General features: G+C 66.2%; 19 protein-coding genes and 1 pseudogene. 8 read left to right on the plus strand and 12 right to left on the minus strand.

The features are described from left to right. Positions 1–10 precede the first annotated feature (10 nt). Entirely contained in the window at positions 11–838 is an 828-nt protein-coding gene (locus tag A3E77_RS15260) for an alpha/beta fold hydrolase (protein WP_293647464.1), read from the minus strand. A 126-nt stretch (positions 839–964) separates the two neighbouring features. Between A3E77_RS15260 and A3E77_RS15265 the strand changes: the two genes are divergently transcribed. The 6 genes and pseudogenes from A3E77_RS15265 (at position 965) to A3E77_RS15290 (ending at position 5915) form a co-directional block, all read left to right on the plus strand. Then, positions 965–1978 (plus strand): GlxA family transcriptional regulator, encoded by a 1014-nt coding sequence (locus A3E77_RS15265; RefSeq protein ID WP_293647466.1) that lies wholly within the window; start codon positions 965–967, stop codon positions 1976–1978. A 90-nt stretch (positions 1979–2068) separates the two neighbouring features. After that, positions 2069–2428 (plus strand): annotated as a pseudogene (locus tag A3E77_RS15270) (YciI family protein); the annotation flags it as partial. A 112-nt stretch (positions 2429–2540) separates the two neighbouring features. Next, a complete protein-coding gene (locus tag A3E77_RS15275; protein ID WP_293647468.1) occupies positions 2541–3803 on the plus strand; it encodes an RNA polymerase sigma factor in 1263 nt (420 codons plus the stop codon). After that, a complete protein-coding gene (locus A3E77_RS15280) occupies positions 3791–4471 on the plus strand; it encodes a DUF6445 family protein (protein WP_293647470.1) in 681 nt (226 codons plus the stop codon). Before A3E77_RS15275 ends, A3E77_RS15280 begins: the two co-directional genes overlap by 13 nt. Before the next feature lie 293 nt (positions 4472–4764). After that, the gene (locus A3E77_RS15285) at positions 4765–5064 is read left to right on the plus strand and encodes a hypothetical protein (RefSeq protein WP_293647472.1); all 300 of its coding nucleotides are present in this window, start codon (positions 4765–4767) and stop codon (positions 5062–5064) included. Between the two features lie 284 nt (positions 5065–5348). After that, positions 5349–5915, plus strand: coding sequence for a hypothetical protein (locus A3E77_RS15290; protein WP_293647474.1), 567 nt, complete (start codon positions 5349–5351; stop codon positions 5913–5915). A 66-nt stretch (positions 5916–5981) separates the two neighbouring features. Here A3E77_RS15290 and A3E77_RS15295 read toward each other — a convergent pair whose 3' ends face one another. The 6 genes from A3E77_RS15295 to A3E77_RS15320 all read right to left on the minus strand — a co-directional run bounded on the left by A3E77_RS15295 (position 5982) and on the right by A3E77_RS15320 (position 10305). Continuing rightward, positions 5982–6191 (minus strand): hypothetical protein, encoded by a 210-nt coding sequence (locus tag A3E77_RS15295; protein ID WP_366652644.1) that lies wholly within the window; start codon positions 6189–6191, stop codon positions 5982–5984. An 8-nt stretch (positions 6192–6199) separates the two neighbouring features. Continuing rightward, on the minus strand, positions 6200–6496 hold the full coding sequence (locus tag A3E77_RS15300) for an antitoxin Xre/MbcA/ParS toxin-binding domain-containing protein (RefSeq protein WP_293647478.1): 297 nt from the start codon (positions 6494–6496) through the stop codon (positions 6200–6202). Between the two features lie 126 nt (positions 6497–6622). Beyond that, positions 6623–8287, minus strand: a complete 1665-nt coding sequence (gene leuA / locus A3E77_RS15305; protein ID WP_293647480.1) for a 2-isopropylmalate synthase — start codon at positions 8285–8287, stop codon at positions 6623–6625. Positions 8288–8592: 305 nt separating this feature from the next. Further along, positions 8593–9081 carry a rhodanese-like domain-containing protein gene (locus A3E77_RS15310; protein ID WP_293647482.1) on the minus strand — a complete coding sequence of 163 codons (489 nt, stop codon included), beginning with the start codon at positions 9079–9081 and terminating at the stop codon, positions 8593–8595. 135 nt (positions 9082–9216) lie between these two features. Then, positions 9217–9576 carry a hypothetical protein gene (locus A3E77_RS15315; RefSeq protein ID WP_293647484.1) on the minus strand — a complete coding sequence of 120 codons (360 nt, stop codon included), beginning with the start codon at positions 9574–9576 and terminating at the stop codon, positions 9217–9219. Between the two features lie 84 nt (positions 9577–9660). Next, positions 9661–10305 carry a YceI family protein gene (locus A3E77_RS15320; protein WP_293647486.1) on the minus strand — a complete coding sequence of 215 codons (645 nt, stop codon included), beginning with the start codon at positions 10303–10305 and terminating at the stop codon, positions 9661–9663. A gap of 182 nt (positions 10306–10487) precedes the next feature. Here A3E77_RS15320 and A3E77_RS15325 point away from each other — a divergent pair, with 182 nt between their 5' ends. Further along, positions 10488–11606 carry a helix-turn-helix transcriptional regulator gene (locus A3E77_RS15325; RefSeq protein WP_293647488.1) on the plus strand — a complete coding sequence of 373 codons (1119 nt, stop codon included), beginning with the start codon at positions 10488–10490 and terminating at the stop codon, positions 11604–11606. Between the two features lie 291 nt (positions 11607–11897). On the opposite strand, the gene A3E77_RS15330 is transcribed toward A3E77_RS15325, so the two are convergent. Together A3E77_RS15330 and A3E77_RS15335 are read right to left on the minus strand one after the other, a co-directional pair. After that, positions 11898–13991 (minus strand): hypothetical protein, encoded by a 2094-nt coding sequence (locus A3E77_RS15330; protein ID WP_293647490.1) that lies wholly within the window; start codon positions 13989–13991, stop codon positions 11898–11900. 216 nt (positions 13992–14207) lie between these two features. After that, positions 14208–14618, minus strand: coding sequence for a hypothetical protein (locus A3E77_RS15335; RefSeq protein WP_293647492.1), 411 nt, complete (start codon positions 14616–14618; stop codon positions 14208–14210). Positions 14619–14779: 161 nt separating this feature from the next. Here A3E77_RS15335 and A3E77_RS15340 point away from each other — a divergent pair, with 161 nt between their 5' ends. Beyond that, positions 14780–15265: a YHS domain-containing (seleno)protein gene (locus A3E77_RS15340; RefSeq protein WP_293647494.1), complete on the plus strand. Its 486-nt coding sequence runs from the start codon at positions 14780–14782 to the stop codon at positions 15263–15265. 160 nt (positions 15266–15425) lie between these two features. Here the strand turns inward: A3E77_RS15340 and A3E77_RS15345 are convergent, their stop codons facing one another. The 3 genes from A3E77_RS15345 to A3E77_RS15355 all read right to left on the minus strand — a co-directional run. Continuing rightward, positions 15426–16682, minus strand: a complete 1257-nt coding sequence (locus A3E77_RS15345; RefSeq protein WP_293647496.1) for an adenosylmethionine--8-amino-7-oxononanoate transaminase — start codon at positions 16680–16682, stop codon at positions 15426–15428. 131 nt (positions 16683–16813) lie between these two features. Beyond that, positions 16814–17422, minus strand: a complete 609-nt coding sequence (bioD, locus tag A3E77_RS15350; RefSeq protein WP_293647498.1) for a dethiobiotin synthase — start codon at positions 17420–17422, stop codon at positions 16814–16816. After that, on the minus strand, positions 17419–17879 hold a 461-nt coding region (locus A3E77_RS15355), incomplete at its 5' end, for an aminotransferase class I/II-fold pyridoxal phosphate-dependent enzyme (protein ID WP_293647500.1). The genes A3E77_RS15355 and bioD, both read right to left, overlap by 4 nt.

The raw sequence follows: 17879 nt of genomic DNA on the forward strand, positions 1-17879 counted from the left end.
CTCTGCCTTATCAGCTGTTGATGAAGTCGAGAAGATCGGCGTTGAAGCGGTCCTGTTCGGTCACCGTCAGGCCGTGGCTGCCGCCCTTGTAGACCTTGAGCACCGCCTGCTTGACGATCTGGACGGTCGCCAGCGCCGCGGCGCCGATCGGCACGATCTGGTCGTCGTCGCCATGAAGGACGAGCGTTGGCTTGTCGAACTTCTTCAAATCCTCGTTGAAATCGCTTTCCGAAAAGGCGCGGATGCTGTCGAGCAGACCCTTGAGGCCGCCGTTCATGCCCTGCCGCACAAATTCGTCGCGCACCGCTTCGCTGACCGCTGCGCCGTCGCGGTTATAGCCGTAGAAGGGCAGCGTCAGGTCTTTGAAAAACTGCGGGCGGTTGTCGAACGTGCCCTTGCGGATGCCGTCGAAGACGTCGATCGGCAGGCCGTCGGGGTTCGCTTCGGTCTTCAGCATCAGCGGGGGCACCGCGCCGATCAGAGCGACTTTGGCGACCCGTGACGTGCCGTGGCGGCCGATATAGCGGGTAACTTCGCCGCCGCCGGTCGAATGGCCGACCAGGATGACGTCCTTGAGATCCAGCTGTTCGATCAGTTCGGCAAGATCGTCGGCATATTGATCCATATTATTATTGTCCCAGACCTGGTCCGAACGGCCGTGGCTGCGGCGGTCGTGGGCAATGGTGCGGAAGCCCTGGTTCGCGAAGAAGACCATCTGGGCGTCCCAGGCGTCGGCCGACAGCGGCCAGCCGTGCGAGAAGACGATCGGCTGTGCGTCCTTCGGACCCCAGTCCTTGAAGAAGATGTTGGTGCCGTCCTTGGTGGTGATCGTGGTCATGATATGGTTCCTTTCGATGGGGCGGGCGGGGTGTCCGTCCCGGTGATCTGGAAATACGCCGCGTCGCTCTTGCGCGGTATTGGCGGATACGACATTATCCGGGCCGATTCCGACAAAGGAGCCGCCATGCCCAGATTGAAGGTCCCCGACGCCGCGAATGTGCCGCTGGTCGAGGTCGGGATGATGACCTATCCCGACTGCCAGATGGGCATGGTGCACGGCATCACCGACCTGTTCGACGTCGCCGGGCGCTTTGCGGTCGAGCATGGGCGTCGCCCGATCCGCGCGAGCTACTGGCGATTGATGGACGGCGGCGGCTTCGCGCGATGCCATGACAGCCATCCTGCCGAACCGGTGTCCAACGCCCCGGCGGTGCTGATCGCGCCGGGCAGCCTGCACAAGCTGCTCGAGCCGGGCGAGGTCGAGCCCTATGCCCGCTGGCTGCTGGACCGCCATGCAAACGGCGCGGTGCTTGCGTCCAATTGCGGCGGTGCCTTTGCGCTTGCGGCGACCGGGCTGCTTGCGGGGCGCCCCGCGACGACGCACTGGTTTTTTGCCGAAGAGTTCAAAAGCCGCTTTCCGGACGTGCGGATGGAGGCCGACCGAATGGTGGTCGATGACGGCGATATCGTCACCGCAGGCGGGTTGATGGCGTGGACCGACCTGGGGCTGCGCATCGTCGAGCGGCTGCTCGGACCGACGGTGATGATGGAAACCGCGCGGTTCCTGCTGATCGATCCGTCGGGGCGCGAACAAAAGAATTATGCGAGCTTTGCGCCGAAGCTGACGCATGGCGACGAGCCGGTGTTGAAGGTGCAGCACTGGTTGCAGGCGCGCGGCGCGAGGCCGGTGTCGGTCGCCGAAATGGCCGGCGAGGCAAGGATGGAGGAGCGGACCTTCCAGCGCCGGTTCAAGGCTGCGACCGGCATGACCCCGGTCGAATATGTCCAGCATCTGCGTGTCGGCAAGGCGCGCGAGCTGCTCGAATTTACCAGGCGCACCGTGGACCAGATCGCCTGGGCCGTGGGATATGAAGATGCGGCGGCGTTCCGCAAATTGTTCCACCGCCTGATCGGGCTGTCGCCGCACGAATATCGGCAGCGTTTTTCGACCCCGCGGTCGCTGGCGGAGGTCGCCTGAAATTTTTTCCCGGGCTCGTGTCGATTTGGCGGCAGGTCGTTCGTCATATGGGCAGGAGCCGCTGTTGGCCCGGCAAAAAGGAGAGAGACGATGCGTGTGATGGTGTTCGTAAAGGCGACCGAGGACAGCGAACAGGGTATGCAACCGTCGCCCGAGCTCAGCCAGATGTTCATCGACATGGGCAAGTTCAACGAGGAACTGGTCAATGCCGGCGTGCTGGTCGCGGGCGACGGGCTCAAGCCCTCGTCGTTCGGCAAGCGGGTCGCGTTCGACGGCCCCAGCCGCACCGTGATCGACGGGCCGTTCGCCGAAACGCGCGAACTGGTCGCCGGTTACTGGATCTGGGACGTCAAGGACATGGACGAGGCGGTCGAATGGGTGAAACGCTGTCCCAACCCGATGTTCGGGCCGAGCGACATCGAGATCCGTCCCTTTTACGAAATGGAGGATTTCGGTGATGTCATCCCGGACGAAGCCGCCGCGATCCACGATGGCGTGGGCGAGAAGCTTGCGAACCGCTGATCCGATGATCGCGCCCGCCATGCGCCGCGCCGCGTAGCGCATGGCGGCGGACCCCAGCCACCGGGCGATCGAGGCCGTGTTCCGCATCGAGCGGGCGCGGTTGATCGCCTCGCTTGCACGGATGACAGGCGACGTCGACCGGGCGGAGGAACTGGCGCAGGAGGCGCTGCTGATTGCGCTGACCGATTGGCCCAGGAGCGGCGTGCCCGACCGGCCCGGCGCCTGGTTGGCCGCCGCCGCGAAACGGCGGTTGATCGACGGCGTGCGGCATCGGTCGATGCGGGAGCGCAAACATGCCGAAATTGCCCGCGAACTGGCCGCGGACCAGGAAATGAGCGGCGAGGCTGTCGGGGCGGCGCTCGACGATCCGCTGGGCGACGAATTGCTGGGGCTGATCTTTGCCGCCTGCCATCCGGTGATTTCGCCGGAAGCACGGGCGGCGCTGACGCTGCGGCTGGTCGGCGGGCTGACGACCCAGGAAATTGCGCGGGCCTTTCTGTCGAACGAGGCGACGATCGCGGCGCGGATCACCCGGGCCAAAAAGGCGATCGGCAAGGCCGGGGTCCAGTTTGCGGTGCCGCGGGGCGCCGAACTGGCGGAGCGGCTGGGGTCGGTGCTGGAAGTCATCTACCTGATCTTCAACGAAGGCTATGCGGCGACCGCAGGGCCGTCGCTCGTCCGTCTGCCGCTTTGCGGCGAAGCGCAGCGGCTGGGGCGCATCCTTGCCGCGTTGATGCCCGACCAGCCCGACGTGCTGGGATTGCTGGCGCTGGTCGAAATCCAGTCGTCGCGGCTGGCGGCGCGGACCGGACCCGATGGGCGCTTCGTGCCGTTGACCGAACAGAACCGGGCGCGCTGGGACCAGCTGCTGATCCGCCGCGGGCTGGCCGCGCTGGACCGCGCCGAGGCGCTGGGCGGTGGCGACGGCCCCTATGTTTTGCAGGCGGCGCTGGCGGCGTGCCATGCCCGGGCGCGCACCGCGGACGCGACCGACTGGGCGCGGATCGCGGCGCTTTACGACCGGCTGGGCCAGGTCATGCCGTCGCCGGTGGTCGCGCTGAACCGCGCCGTCGCATACAGCATGGCGTTCGGCCCCGACGCGGGGTTGCGGCTGGTCGACGAGATCGCCGACGCGGCGCTGCTCCGCAACTATGCGCCCTTGCCCGCGGCACGCGGCGATTTTCTGTTTCGCGCCGGACGCCGCGACGAAGCGCAGGCGGCGTTCGAGGCGGCGGCGGCGCTGACCGGCAACGAGCGCGAGCGCGCGTTCCTGCTCGATCGCGCCGCAGCGTGCACACGGTGACCGGCATGCGGATCGAGACGATCGGCGCCGAGGCGCAGCCGCTGGCGATCCTCGACGATTTTGCCCCCGACCCCGACGCCCTGCGGCGCTTTGCCATGGCGGCCGATTTCACCCCGGCGCTCAACCATTTTCCCGGCGTTCGGGCGGCGCTGCCCGACGCCTATCTGCACCACCAGCTGCCGGTCATTGCGGCGGCGGCGGGCGAAGCGTTCGGGGTCGCCGGGCCGGTCAAGGTGGTCGACGCCAGCTTTTCGATCGTGTCGACCCCCGCCGAGGCGCTGAGCATCGCGCAGCGGCTGCCACATGTCGATGCCTTTACCGCCGACCGCATCGCGCTGGTCCATTATCTGTCGCCGGAGGGCGGCGATGGGACGGCATTTTTCCAGCACCGGGCGACGGGGTTCGAGACGGTCGACACGGCCCGCCGCGACCTGTTTTTCCGTCACCTTGACATGCAGATGCGCCATGGCGGGGTGCCGCCGCCCGAATATGTGCGGGGCGACACGCCCCTGTTCACGTGCATCCGAACCGAACCCGCCCAGTATAACCGCGCGCTGCTCTATCGCAGCTGGAATCTCCACAGCGGGGCGATCTCGCCCGCCAATCCCTTGTCGGCGGACGCCCGCACCGGGCGGCTGACGGTGACCGGATTCCTGTCGATCGGTTAGCGTCCGGGCAAGCGAAGCCGGGGCGCGCGGCGCGGCGTGATCGTCAAGTTGTTTGTCGATTCGATCGTGCCGCTCGTCGAACGCCGGGGCGGGGACGGCGACGGGTATGGCAATGAAATATTATATCTTTTCCCGGTTCGCCGCCGATTTCCGGCGCACGGTCCGGACGTCTGCGCGGACCATGGCGCGGCAAGGAGACATACAGCCGACCCATTTTTCGCCCCGGCGGCGGTCATGGCCCGACAGGCCGCGCAACCGTCCCCTTCGTTTCCCCCACCGAAGGCCTTTTTCCCATGAAGTTCCCCCAATCCCATTCCGGCAGTTCGGGCGGCAGCCCCTGCGATTGCCTGCCGCGCCCCGAATCGCCGCCGGTCGCGGCGCCGACGCTGACGACCTTTGTCCTGCGATACCGCGACGCGTGGTTCGGCATGGAAAAGCGCGTGGCGTTCGAGGCCGAGGATGTCGCCGCGGCGCTGGCGATGATGGAGCGCGAGCCGATCGGCGATTGGGCCGAATTGACGCAGGACGGCGCGCTGATCTGTCGCCGCGGCCACGAACCGGGCGACGCGCCCGATTATTGGGTCGTCGACTGAACGCCTGACGCCGCAGCCTGGGACAACCGGCGGCCCAGCACCGCGCCCGGGGTCAGCTGCTCGCGCTTTGACGCGGCGTTTCGTCGTCGGCGGGCGGCGGGAAATTGGTGCGACGCTCGCCGCCGGAGATGCCGTTGTGGCAACAGCTTCGTGGGCGGCACCGCCCTGCGCCCCGCAAGGCTCGGTTCGTCCCATGCGCGCCACGGCCAGGCGGCCCGTCGTTAGCCAGCGCCGCCGCGCGCCGTCATGGTCGGCTTTCCCAACCATCAAACAGGAGACACGCCATGAAAAAGCCGTTCGGCTTTATCGCATTACTGTGCCTTGCGGGCACGGCCGTTTATGGAGCGCCGGTGCTGGCGGCGCCGGGCAATCCCGCACCGACCGCCGCGCCCGCGTCGATGCTGACGCCGGGCACCAAAGTGCATGACTCGGCCGGCGAGGTCGTCGGGACGATCGTGCAGGTCGAAGGCGGCCGGGTTGCGGTCGCGGTCGGCAACAATGGGATCGTCGTGCCCGCCAACGCCTTTGTGCAGACCGGCAAGGGGCCGGCGCTGAACGTGACGAAGGCCGAGCTGGTCGCATCGGTCCAGCAGGCCGCACAGAAAAATGCTGCCGCGCTCGACAAGGAATTGAAGGTCGGGGCCAATGTCAGCAGCGCCGGCGGCAACAGCGTGCTGGGGCAGGTCAAGGCGGTGAACGCCGACGCCGCGGTGCTGGCGACGGGGAAAGGCGACGTGACGCTGCCGCGGTCGATGCTGTTCGCGACCAAGACCGGGCTGGCCGCCAATCTGTCGGGCAAGCAGTTCGCGGCGGCGGTCGCCAAGGCGAAGGGCGCCGCGCCCGGCCAGTGACGCGCTGCGGAAGAGGGGAGCGGGGGCGTCGCGGTTCCGTTGGCTGCGCCCGCCCGCGGCGTGCCTTTAGCGGCCTGGCGGGCGATAGAAACGGTAGCGGGTGACGGCGCCCTCGATCAGGTGGCTGGCGAGGCGCAGGCGGATTTCGTCGGCACCGGCGCCCGTCGTGCAGACGAGGTGGGTGCCGCCCGATGGCAGCGGCTCGATCGCGCTGACGCTGATCCCGGCGGCGGTGCAGAGGGCGTTCACCTCGCTTTCGGGCAAAGCGAGGTTCATCGCGCGGCTCATTCGGCGGCGGCCGGGCCCGGCGACCAGGCGCGGATCGCGTCGGCGACGCGGGCATAGCCTTCGGCGCTGGCGGTCGCGAGCGCGAGGGGGCGGCCGCCGAGCGCGGGATTTTCTTCGTTGAGGAACGCCAGCGCCGGGTCACGGCCGCCCATCGTCAGAAAGGCGAGGCTGCTGATATTGCCCTGGCGCCGCGCATCGTCGCGGGGCAGCGGCGTGCGTTTCGGGCGAAAGAGGCGGCTCGAGTGCGACTTTGCGGTCGTAAGAGCGGTATCGGGCAGGGCTTTGGGATTCATAGGGCGCGGCTCCTCTGGCGTAAGCGGGAGCGCGCACGTCTCTCAGCCGCGGCGGCCTACGAAAACGCGTGCCGCGATGAGCATGATATGGGGTGGCGGCGGTCCCATTGTAAGGGCCGCCGCCTTTTACCCCGCGTTGGCGGCGCTGAGGATCGCGCGGACGCTGGCGGTCGCGACGTCGGTGTCGAGGCCGCAGCCAAAGACGCTTTTGCCGTCCGCGGTGCGGCATTCGACATAGGCGGCGGCTTGCGCGGTGCTGCCCTGGCCGATGGCGTGCTCGCTGTAATCGACGATATCCATCACCGGACCGCCGGATTCTGCTAGCGCGGCGATGACGCTGCTCATCAGCCCGTTGCCGCGGCCGCTGACGCTGCGGGGCGTGCCGTCGATGGTGAGCTTGCCGGCGAAGATGCGGTCGGTGCCCGCGTGGCTCTCCGACCAGTCGACGAGTTGGAAACGTTTGGCTTCGGTGGTCAGATAGGCGCGCTCGAAGGCGTGCCAGATGTCTTCAGCGCCGAGTTCGCGGCTGGTTTCATCCGCCAAGGCCTGGACGACATGGCTGAAGCTTGCCTGCATTTTCTTGGGCAGTTTCAGGCCCTTGTCCTGTTCGAGCACCCAGGCGACGCCGCCCTTGCCCGACTGGCTGTTGACGCGGATCACCGCTTCATAGCTGCGGCCCAAATCGGCGGGGTCGATGGGCAGATAGGGGACTTCCCAGCGTTCGTCATTCTGGCGCTCGCGCGCGGCAAAGCCCTTCTTGATCGCGTCCTGATGGCTGCCCGAAAAGGCGGTGTAGACCAGCTCGCCGCCATAGGGGTGGCGCGGGTGGACGGGGAGGCGGTTGCAATATTCGACCGTCTGGATGACCTCGTCGATGTTCGAGAAGTCGAGGCGGGGGTCGACGCCCTGCGTGTACATGTTGAGCGCGATGGTGACGAGGCAGGTGTTGCCGGTGCGCTCGCCATTGCCGAACAGGCAGCCCTCGACGCGGTCGGCGCCCGCGAGCAGGCCGAGTTCGGCCGCCGCGACGCCGGTGCCGCGGTCGTTGTGGGTGTGCAAGGACAGGATCGCCGCGTCGCGGTTCGGAAGGTTCTTGCCGAAATATTCGATCTGGTCGGCGTAGATGTTCGCGGTCGCCGCCTCAACCGTCGCGGGGAGGTTGAGGATGATCGGGTTGTCGGGGGTGGGTTGCAGGACCTGCATCACTGCTTCGCAGACCTCGATGCTGAAATCGATCTCGGTCGTCGAGAAACATTCGGGGCTGTACTGGAAGCGCCAGTTGGTATCGGCCAAGCGCGCGGCATTGTCGCGCAGCTGCTTGGCGCCGTCGATCGCGATCTGTTTTATATCGGCCTTGTCCATGCCGAAGACGATCTTGCGCCACGCGGGGGCGACGGCGTTGTAGACGTGGACGATCGCGGTTTTCGCGCCCGCGAGGCTGTCGAAGCTGGTGCGGATGAGGTCGGCGCGGCTTTGGGTCAGGACTTGCGGGGTGACGTCGTCGGGGATGCGGCCATCGCGGACGAGGCCCGAGATGAAGTCGAACTCGGTCGCGCCGGCGCTGGGGAAACCGACTTCGATTTCCTTGAGGCCGATGCGGACGAGCAGGTCGAAAAAGCGGGCCTTTTTCTCAGCATCCATCGGGTCGATCAGCGCCTGATTGCCGTCGCGCATGTCGGTGGAGAGCCAGATCGGGGCTTTGGTGATCGTGCGGCCGGGCCATTCGCGGGTTCCCAAGGGAATCTGCGGAAAGGCGCTGTATTTGACCGAGGGGTCGCGGAGCATGGTCATGGGTTTGGCTTCTTCTTCGGGTGGTTGCGATATGTGTCGATCGGACCCTTGAGCGGGTGGCCGCGACTAGCGCGCAGCCAGTGTCACGCCCAAGGGCGTGTAAGTCGCAGAAGAAGAAGGGCGTTGCCGCGCATGGCGGCTCTAGTGATGCAAAATGTCGTGCTTGGCAAGGGGGAGATGCGAAAATTGCGTGGTTGTGCTGTGTCGCGTGCCCACCCCGCTGCGACTAGCGCGCCTGCGGCGCGGCAAGTCTCGCTCCCCTCCCGCTTGCGGGAGGGGTTGGGGGTGGGCATGGCTTCGGGCGGTCAGCCCGTCACCCATTCGACCTTCGGATCGGTGAAGTCGACGACGTCGGCGAGTTCGCGGACATTCGGATAGCCATAGCCGACGAGGTTGATGAAGGTCTGGATATTGAGCGCGAGCGGCGCGCGTTTGAGCGGCACCGGGCTGCGATGATTCGAGAAATTATTGTTGCAATAGATGAGGATGGGGCGATCAGGGTTCGCGCCGATCACCGCGGCGAGGCTGTCGGCGGTGAAATCGGTGAGGGGAAGGTTTACTGCGCCCTTGATGTGGCCGCGCGCGAAGGCGTCGGCCGAGCGGGCGTCGAGGAGCAGCGTGCCGGGTTTCGCCGCCTCCGCCTTGAACGCGTCGAAGGCGATAAGGCGCTCGACACGCGCGGGAGCGACGCTGGCGGCGAGCGCCTGGAACCCAGGATAGTCGATCTGCGGGTTCGCTTGCGCAAAAGCGGGCGCGGCGATGAGTGCGAGCGCGAGACACAGGGCGCGGTGCATGATGATCCTCCCTCGATATGGTGCGGGGAGACTAGGCCGCGCCGGCTGGCTGGGCGATGAACCGAAAATGTCGCCGGGCCGCAGGGAGGCCCCACGGCCCGGCGCAGTGCAGGGGGTGGTTGCGGGGCGGGCGGCTCAGGCGGCTTCGCTCGCTTCGTCGTCGTCCTCGTCCCACGGTTCGTAAACCTCGTCCTCGATCAGATTGTCGACCGCGTGGACGCGCACGGCGATGCACCAATGCTGTAGCGGGCCTTCCCATGCGGCCTCGACCGGGGAGAGCGCATCGCCGCCACCGTCCGAAGGGCGATCGCCGACAAGGTCGAAATCCTGCACCCCGTCATCGGGCGGGGTGATATAGACATGCGGGTCGAGCCGGACGTTTGCCCAGCCGGGGGTGGGGGCCAGCCCCTCTGCCTCGACGATCAGCAGCGGGTTTTCCTCGTCGCCGTCGATCGACGCATGCACTTCGACAATTTCGCGTACCAGTTCGCTCATCACGCGGGCTCCTGCACGAAAAGGGCGGGACCATCGCTGGCCCCGCCCCCTGATAAACGGCGCGTGTGACAGATTGGCGCGCGCTTATTGCTTTTCAAAAGCGGCGTGGATTTCCAGCTCGACGGCGTCGCTGACCGCCGGGATACCGTAGGCGATGCCGAAATCGCTGCGGCGGATCGTCGTTTCGGCCTGGAAGCCGACGGTCGCCTTCTTGTTATAGGGGTTGGTGCCCGCGCCGTGGAAATCGACGTCGAGGGTGACGGGCTTGGTCACGCCGTTGAGCGTGAGATTGCCGGTCACCTTGGCCTCGTCGCCGTCGTCGTCGAGGACGACGCTGGTCGAGACGAATTTGGCGTCGGCGGGCGCGGCGCCGAAGAAGTCGGGCTTGCCGCCATCCTTGCCCGCGCGCAGCAGGTGGCCGGTCAGCCCCGCGCTGGCGGTGGTGACCTTGGCGACCGGGATCGTGACGTCGACCTTGGCCGCGGCGGGATTGGCGGGGTCGATGACCAGCGTGCCCGTCACGTCGCCGAAAATGCCGCTATATTTGCTGAAACCGAAATGATCGACTTCCCACACGACCATCGTGTGGCCCGCGTCGGCGGCGTAAGTGCCCGCGGCGACGCGCGATTTGTCAGGGGCGCCGGGGGCGGTGCCGCCCTGCGCAAGAACGATCGGGGTCGCGACGACGGCGACAAGAGCGGCGGCGGCGTAAGGGAGGATGCGGCGCATGGGAAAACTCCTGTTGGGGAAGCTGAAGCTAGGCGAATCAGCCCGACGGCGTCAACAAGGCCTTGGGAAACGCAGCGTTTCGGATCGCGCGTCCCCCCTGCACGTCGTCGCAACCGGCTTGTGCCCTGCGCCGATTCATGCTGGAAGGCGCGCGAAGCACGAAGGCTGGGGGGCCTGCGTCCATGGATAGTCTGTTTGCCCGCGAAGCGGGCGAGGTCGAGAACGCCTTTCTGGCGGCGCCGTTCGAGGCGGACGGCTGGAACATCGCGCTGCGCCTGCTGGCGCGCCGCACGGCGTCGTCGCGTGCGCAATTGCTGGGCCTTGGCGACGAGGCGACGCTGTTCAACTTCATGCCCGACATCGACCCCGGCTATCAGCAGGAATTCCTGGAGATCGAAGGCTGGCGGCCCGAAGTCAACTGGCGCGTCGCGGTGGGCGGACGGCCGCTGGAGATATTGAGCGAGGCGCATTATGCCGTCGCGCGCCAGCACAGCGGCACCACCGCATATGAGGAGCATGTCCACCGCTGGGGCGGGGTTCATGGTTGTCAGACCGTGCTGGTCGAGGGCGAGGGGTTGCTGGTCGGGCTGGCGGCGCTGCGGTCCGAGCGCGAAGGCCGCACGCAGGTGCGCGACCGCAAGCTGTTCGCCGTGGGCGCATCCCATGCACTGGCCGCGGTGCGGATGCAGCAGGCGATGGCACAGCGCGGGGCGGCGATGACCGTCGGCGCTTTTGACGCGATCGGCGTCGCCGCATTCCTGATCGATCGGCACGGCGCGGTGGCGGCGTTGTCGGCCGCCGCCGAAACGATGGTCGGCGCGCACGGGGACGGCGCGCTGTCGCTGCGCCGGGGGCGACTGGGCGCGGCGCGGCGCGACACCGACCCGGTGTTGCAGGCCGCGATCGCCCGCGCGCTGAATGGCCGATCGGCGGGCAGCGGCGCGCAACAACATTGGATCGGGTCGGCAACGGAGGGCGAGGGCGGGGTGCTGTGCGAATTGTTCCGCCTGCCGCGCCGCGAATGGGATTTCGGTTTTGAGCCGCGGGTGCTGGTGGTCGCGCGGCGGGCGGCGGACATCCCCGCCATGCGGGCCGCACCGCTGCGCGCCGCATTGGGCCTGACCGCGGCCGAGGCCGAGATTGCGCTGCGGCTGGCGAATGGGGAGGCGCGCGAGGATATTGCGGCGGGGCGCGGCACGAGCGCGCAAACTTTGGGCACGCAGATCAAGTCGATCCTGCGCAAGAGCGACGTCGGGCGCGAGGCGGAGCTGGCGGCGCTGGTCAACCGCATCCTGCGGTAATGCCTCGCGTGGGGCGGGCCCGCAAACACCGGACTGGAAAGGATATCGACGGTGGGTCGCAACCGCCGATATCCCCCAGCCGGACGGCCGCGTCACCGAAGTGACCGCGCCCGGTTTTCGATTGCCCCCACGCAATGCGTCTGTCCGGCGGCGCAATATCAGTGATTTACGAAAGCAACATACCCCGTTCGGGGTATGATGTCCGCAGCCCGTCGCTTTGTCAGGGCGCGCCGCGCGCCTCGAACGCGTTCAGCGGATGGGAAAAACAATGTTTTGGGTCGGCGTTGCCTGTCAGCCAGGCGTCCACTCGATCGTTTCAACGCTGGTCGAACTCGACTTGTTGCTGGTCAGGAAAAAATCCCGGCCGTCCTTATAGGCATAGGATAAATCGTCCCAGCTTTGCCTGCTGACGCAGGTCCCGCTGCCGGGAACCGTGACATACCACGCCGGATTGCTCACGGGCGGCAGCATCGCGGCGAATTGCCGTCCCAATCGGTCGAGCGCGGCGCCATAGTCTTTTGTCCATGGCATCGTCCCGAACCGCGATGAGTAGAAAATCGCGATGGTCTTCTCGACATATTTTTGACCAGGACTTTGCGGATCGGCCCGCAAGACGTTCGCTTTGCGCACCGTATAGCAATAGACGTGGAGTTCGCGCTCCGCCGCTTTGGCAGCAGGCGGCGCACTATCGGGCGAGGGCGACGCCCGGCGGCCGGTCGAGGGTGCCGTTTCTCCATAGAGCTCGCGCCGGACCTGATAGCGCGCCCATTCATCCTGCATCCGCAGCTGTTCGGGGGTGGCTTTTGGCAAGGCAACGGCCACCGACGAGCCCATTGATGATGCGTAGCCCGGGGGTGACCCAGCGGACGTGTTGGACAGCCGCGCCGACCAGTCGGTTGTCCCGAATGCAGGGTTGCTTGCCATTTGCGTGCCATAGTCGGCGGCGATCGACGCTATGCTGCTGTTCAGCTGGCTCCAGAAACGAGCGTTGGCTCTCCGCGTCTGTTCGCGAAGGTTGCGCGCGCGCTGAACCTTTTCGGCGTCGGCGCCGCGTTGCCGGATGAAGGCGGCAGTGCCGGGAGAGACGGCCTGCCACACCTCGCGGGTTCCGCCCTGCGTTCGGATCAGCGATCCATCGTTTGACAGGCGAAATTCGGCATCGCCAAAGATGAAATAGTCGCGCCCATCGCCTTTATACTTGGGGCTGGATTTGGCATTTTCCGCGTTGTTCGTGCATTCCATCTTGTTGTTGGCGCTCGATCCCGAGCAATAGGTCAGGGGCAAGTCGCGGGCGCCGAACCATTCGAGGAACACCGAGCCGCCGCCAAAATGCTGGATTTGGAACAACTGCCCCGACTTCGTCATGAAGGATCGTCCATCGAGGCTAGCCAGAAGCCCGAAGTCGAGTGTGCGTGTCGGCTTCAGCCGTTTCATCAACCTGGTTATGCCCAGCGTATAGTCGATCGGGTACGGCGAAACGACGTTCCGATATTGCAGCAGGGCAAGATCGCGATCGGCGCTCAGCCAGATGTCGTAGCAGAATTTGAGCTTGCCCTGCCAACCACAGGCCTGGATCTTGCCCGATGGCTGCACGGCAAGTTCGACCGTCGCCCTGCCGGCCGGATTCTGTTCGGTCGGATAGGCGCGGTCGGCGATCAGTTTTCCGCCGGGCGTAGCGGCCCGGAACAGGAGGCTGCGCGATGGCACGTCGGTCATGCCAAGATGAACCGTCGGTCCTTTGGCATCACGCCCGATTTCGATGAACAGTTTTGTCGTATCACCACGCCAGTGTCCCTGCATCGCCGACAGGACGCCAAGCGCGGGGTCGAAGCTGCCGGTCGGCAGGTCGGGATATTGCGCGGGCAATTTTGCGATCAGCGCCTTCGCTCCCGCTTCGGAGGTGGGCGACAGGACGCGTTGCCCGGCCGCGGTCCAGCGCCCATTGTCCGACGTTGATTCCTGGCATTGCAATTTGCCGTTTTTATTCTTGCACTCCAGTCGCCGACGCGGGGAGCTTTCGAGCAGCAATTTGCCGCTGCCTTTAACGACAACATCCCCAAAGCTGCCGGCGCCGACATTGTGCGACAAATAGCGGAGCGCCTTTTTGTCGGCACTGGGCATGACCATGGTTTCGTAAGTGCCGAAAAGCCCTTCGCGGCGGACAAGCAGAATTTGGCCCGGTTGCTTCCAACTGATCGAATAGGTTTCGGAGGTGCCGTCGTTCCAGCGCGTGCCGACCAATGGCGCGATGGCGCGAAAGAGCTTCGCGGCCTCGGCCTCGCTGATGAGCGTTTCAGGGGCCGCCGCCTGAAAAGCGTTTGCGGACGGAGCAGCGGAGAAAGCAATGGCTGTTGCTGCGGCTGTGGCGAGAGGCAAAATGTTCATTCGGAGTTCCCAAGATGACCTCAGCTTCTTTTGCGCCACACGGGCACCGGCTGCCGACCGTCGAGATCGCTCGCCGCCAAAGCTGATTCTGTGCATAGCAACGCCTGGCATCATGCCGTCGGCACGTTGCAGCGCGCTATGAAACGTGGAATATCATTGATTTAGGCGGATTTCATACCCCGTCAGGGGTATGGTTCCGGAGGCGCGCGATTTTTGTCAGGGCGCGCGGCGCGCCTCGAACCAGTCGCGCAGCGCGGCGGCGGCGCAGCCGGTGAAGCCGTAGGAACCGACCGGCGAGCAGCTGTTCGGGCGCGAGGCGCGGGCGATATTGTCATAACCCTCGACCGCCGAGGCCCAGCTGCCGCCGCCGACCGCCGTGTCTTCCTTCAACTCCTCGCGCAAATCCTTTGGCACCCGGTAGCGGTCGGATTCGGGTTGCTGCGCGCACACGACGATCTCGTCCCCCTGGGGTTCGGGACAGGGTTCGTCGCCATAGGTGTAGAGGACCGAGGTGCGCTGCGGCGGCTGGCCCGACTGGGCCAGCGAGCCATCGTCCTGGGCATGGCCCGGTGCGGCGAAAGCGAGCGCCGCGAAGAGGGGGAGGAGGAGGCCGGCCTTTGTCATCATGTCGTTCGCGTTCCCAGACCCCATATCCCCTGCGTCCCAGATTGGCCGGCGTAGATGAACCTAAGCCGAACTGCGGACGTAACCTGCTGGGCTTTCGGCACGAACCGGGGAGCGATGGGGCGAGCGGCACAGCGTCGATGTCCCTGCCATGGAGGTCGATGATGAAGAACCAAATCCTGTTCGCCTTGCTTGCAGTGGCGATCGCGCCGCTATCGCTGGCGGCCGCCGCTGCGGATGCGGAGGCGAAGCCGGTCTATGTCGGTGTTGACGGTGATAACATTGCCGTCGGCGGCTATGATACGACCAGCTATTTCGATGGCGAGGGCGTGCCGGTGAAGGGCGACGCGGCCTTTGCCGTCGAGCATGATGGCGCCGTCTATCACTTCGCCGATGCCGCCCGTGCGGCGCGGTTCCAGGCCAATCCCGATGCGTTCGTGCCACGTTACGGCGGGCATTGCGCCTGGGCCATGTCGCGCGGCTATCTCGCGCCCGGCGACCCGTTGGCCTATGCGATCGTGGACGGCAAATTATATTTGAATTTCAACGCGGAAGTGAAGGCGAAATGGGACAAGGACCGCGCGGGATTCATCGCCGCTGCGGAAAAGAACTGGGCGGTGGTGCCCGATGATGCGAAATTTGGCGGATAAGGGCGAGCGTTGGTTTTGGGGTGGCGAGCGGGCGTTCGTTCCGTCCTCTCGTCACCCCGGACTTGATCCGGGGTCCATGACTTCGGCGCCGTGATGGATCCCGGATCAAGTCCGGGATGACGAAGAAACGACGTCCGCAATCGCTCGCAACCTCCCGTTCCTAGATTACGTCGAGCGACGCGGCGATCGCGTCCCACAACTGCGCCAGCTCGTCGGGCGTGATGCAATAGGGCGGCATGACATAGACGGTGTTGCCGAGCGGGCGGAGGAGGACGCCGCGGTCGCGGGTGAAGGCGATCAGGCGCGGCGCGAGGTTCGACAGATAGCCGCCGTCGGGCGCCACGATGTCGAGCGCGGCGATGGTGCCGATGCGGCGCGGATTGGCGATGCGCGGGTCGTGGGTGAGGAGGGCGAGGTGCGCCGCCTGCGCATCGGCGAGCGCGTCGATGCGCGCCTGCACCGGCTCGTCGCGCCAGATTTCGAGGTTGGCGTTCGCGGCGGCGCAGGCGATCGGATTGGCAGTATAACTGCTTGAATGATAAAATGTTTTCGCCCGGTCGGTCGAGAGGTGCGCGGCAAAGATCGGCTCGATACAGAGCGTCACCGCGAGCGGGAGCGCGCCGCCGGTCAAGCCTTTCGACAGGCAGACGATGTCGGGGATGACGCCCGCCTGGTCGCAGGCGAAGCGCGTGCCGGTGCGGCCCCAGCCGGTCATCACCTCGTCGGCGATGAACAGGACATTGTGGCGCGCGCAGATGCTGCGCATTTCGGCGAGCACCCATGCGGGGTAGATCAGCATTCCGCCCGCACCGAGGATCAAGGGTTCGACGATGAAGGCGGCGGGTTTTTGGGCGCAGGCGGCTTCGAGCGCGTCGAGCGTGGCTTGCTCCATCCCTTCGTGCGGGAAGGGGATGGTGTCGACGTCGAACAGCAAGGGCTGCCACGCGCGGTTGTAGACGCCGCGTTCGCCGACCGACATCGTTCCGATCGTGTCGCCATGATAGCTGTGGTCGAGGACGAGGATGCGGTGGCGCGGCTCGCCGATGTTATACCAATATCCGAGCGCCATCTTGAGCGCGACCTCGACGCTGGTCGAACCCGAGTCCGAAAAGAAGACACGCGTGAGCGGATCGGGGGTGATGCGGATCAGTTCGGCGGCGAGGCTTTCGGCGGGCTCGTGCGTCCAGCCGGCGAAGATGAGCTGGTCGAGCTTTTCGGACTGGCTGCGGATTGCGGCCATGATGCGCGGGTGCGCGTGGCCGTGGGTGGTGACCCACCAGCTGGAGATGCCGTCGATCCAGCTGGTGCCGTCGGCGGCGTAGAGTGTCGCGCCTTTTGCGTGCGAAATCAGCGGGATGGGATCGCCGAGGCCGTGCTGGGTGAAGGGGTGCCAGATGGGGGAGGTGGGGGTGCTCATGGCGTGCTCTATACCCCTTCGTCATTCCCGCGAAAGCGGGAACCCGGTTCTGCCATCAAGGTTCAGATGGTCACCCTGCGGCTGAAATTCTTGTTTGAGCTGGGTTCCCGCCTTCGCGGGGATGGCAAAGATTAGAGGAAGTCGGTGAGGTCGAAGTTTGCTTTGAACGCCGCTGCCAGCGTTGCGCTCTCCAACGGGTCGACGATCGGCAACCGGCCCAGGCGGCGGACGCCGCCGAGCTTCGCGATGATCGCCTCGCTGTCCTCCACCGCGTCGCCGAGGAAAGCGAGGCCGTGGATCGGGACATGGCGAGCACGGAGCGCCTCGATCGTGAGCAGGCTGTGGTTGATCGTGCCGAGCGCGGTGCGCGCGCAGACGATCACGGGGATTTGCCACCGTGCGAAGAGGTCGGCGTAGAGGGTGGTGCGCGTGACGGGGACGAGCGCGCCGCCCGCTCCCTCGACGATCAGGTCGCCGGGCGGCGGCGTGAGCTTTTCGATGTCGATGTTAACGTCGTCAATTTCGGCGGCGATATGCGGCGAGGCGGGGGTGGTGAGGCGATAGGCTTCGGGACGGGCAGGCACGCCGGCGAGGCGCGCGACGACTTCGCTGTCGGTCTCTTCCTCCAGCCCCGACTGGATCGGTTTCCAGTAGGCGGCGCCGGTCGCCTGCGCCAAGCCCGCGGAAAATATGGTTTTTCCGATGCCGGTGTCGGTGCCGGTGACGACGAAGCGCGTCATGCGGCGGCCATCGCCGCGGCGAGTGCGTCGGCCAGATCATCAATGTTAGCTTCGTCAACATTGAGCGTGATCGCGATGCGCAGCCGCGCGGTCCCCTGCGCCACGGTGGGTGGCCGAATGCCGCGAATGTCGAAACCCGCATCCTGCAGGCGTCCCGCGATGCGCATCGTGCGGTCGTTGTCGCCGATGATCACGGGCAGGATCTGGGTGCCGCTGGCTGGGATGCCGAGCGGAACGAGGCGTTCGGCGGCGTGGCGGACGAGGGCGTGGAGGCGCGCCTGACGCTCGGGCTCGTTCGCGACGATCTCGATCGCCTGCCGGACTAGCCATGCCATCAGCGGCGACGGCGCGGTCGAAAAGATGAAGGGGCGGCCGCGGTTGACGATGAAGTCGGTCGCGACCGCGGGGGCGCAGAGCAATGCGCCCTCGGCGCCCAAGGCCTTGCCGCAGGTGTGGA

It is taken from the genome of Sphingopyxis sp. RIFCSPHIGHO2_12_FULL_65_19 (genome assembly GCF_001830555.1).
Taxonomy (GTDB): Bacteria; Pseudomonadota; Alphaproteobacteria; order Sphingomonadales; family Sphingomonadaceae; genus Sphingopyxis.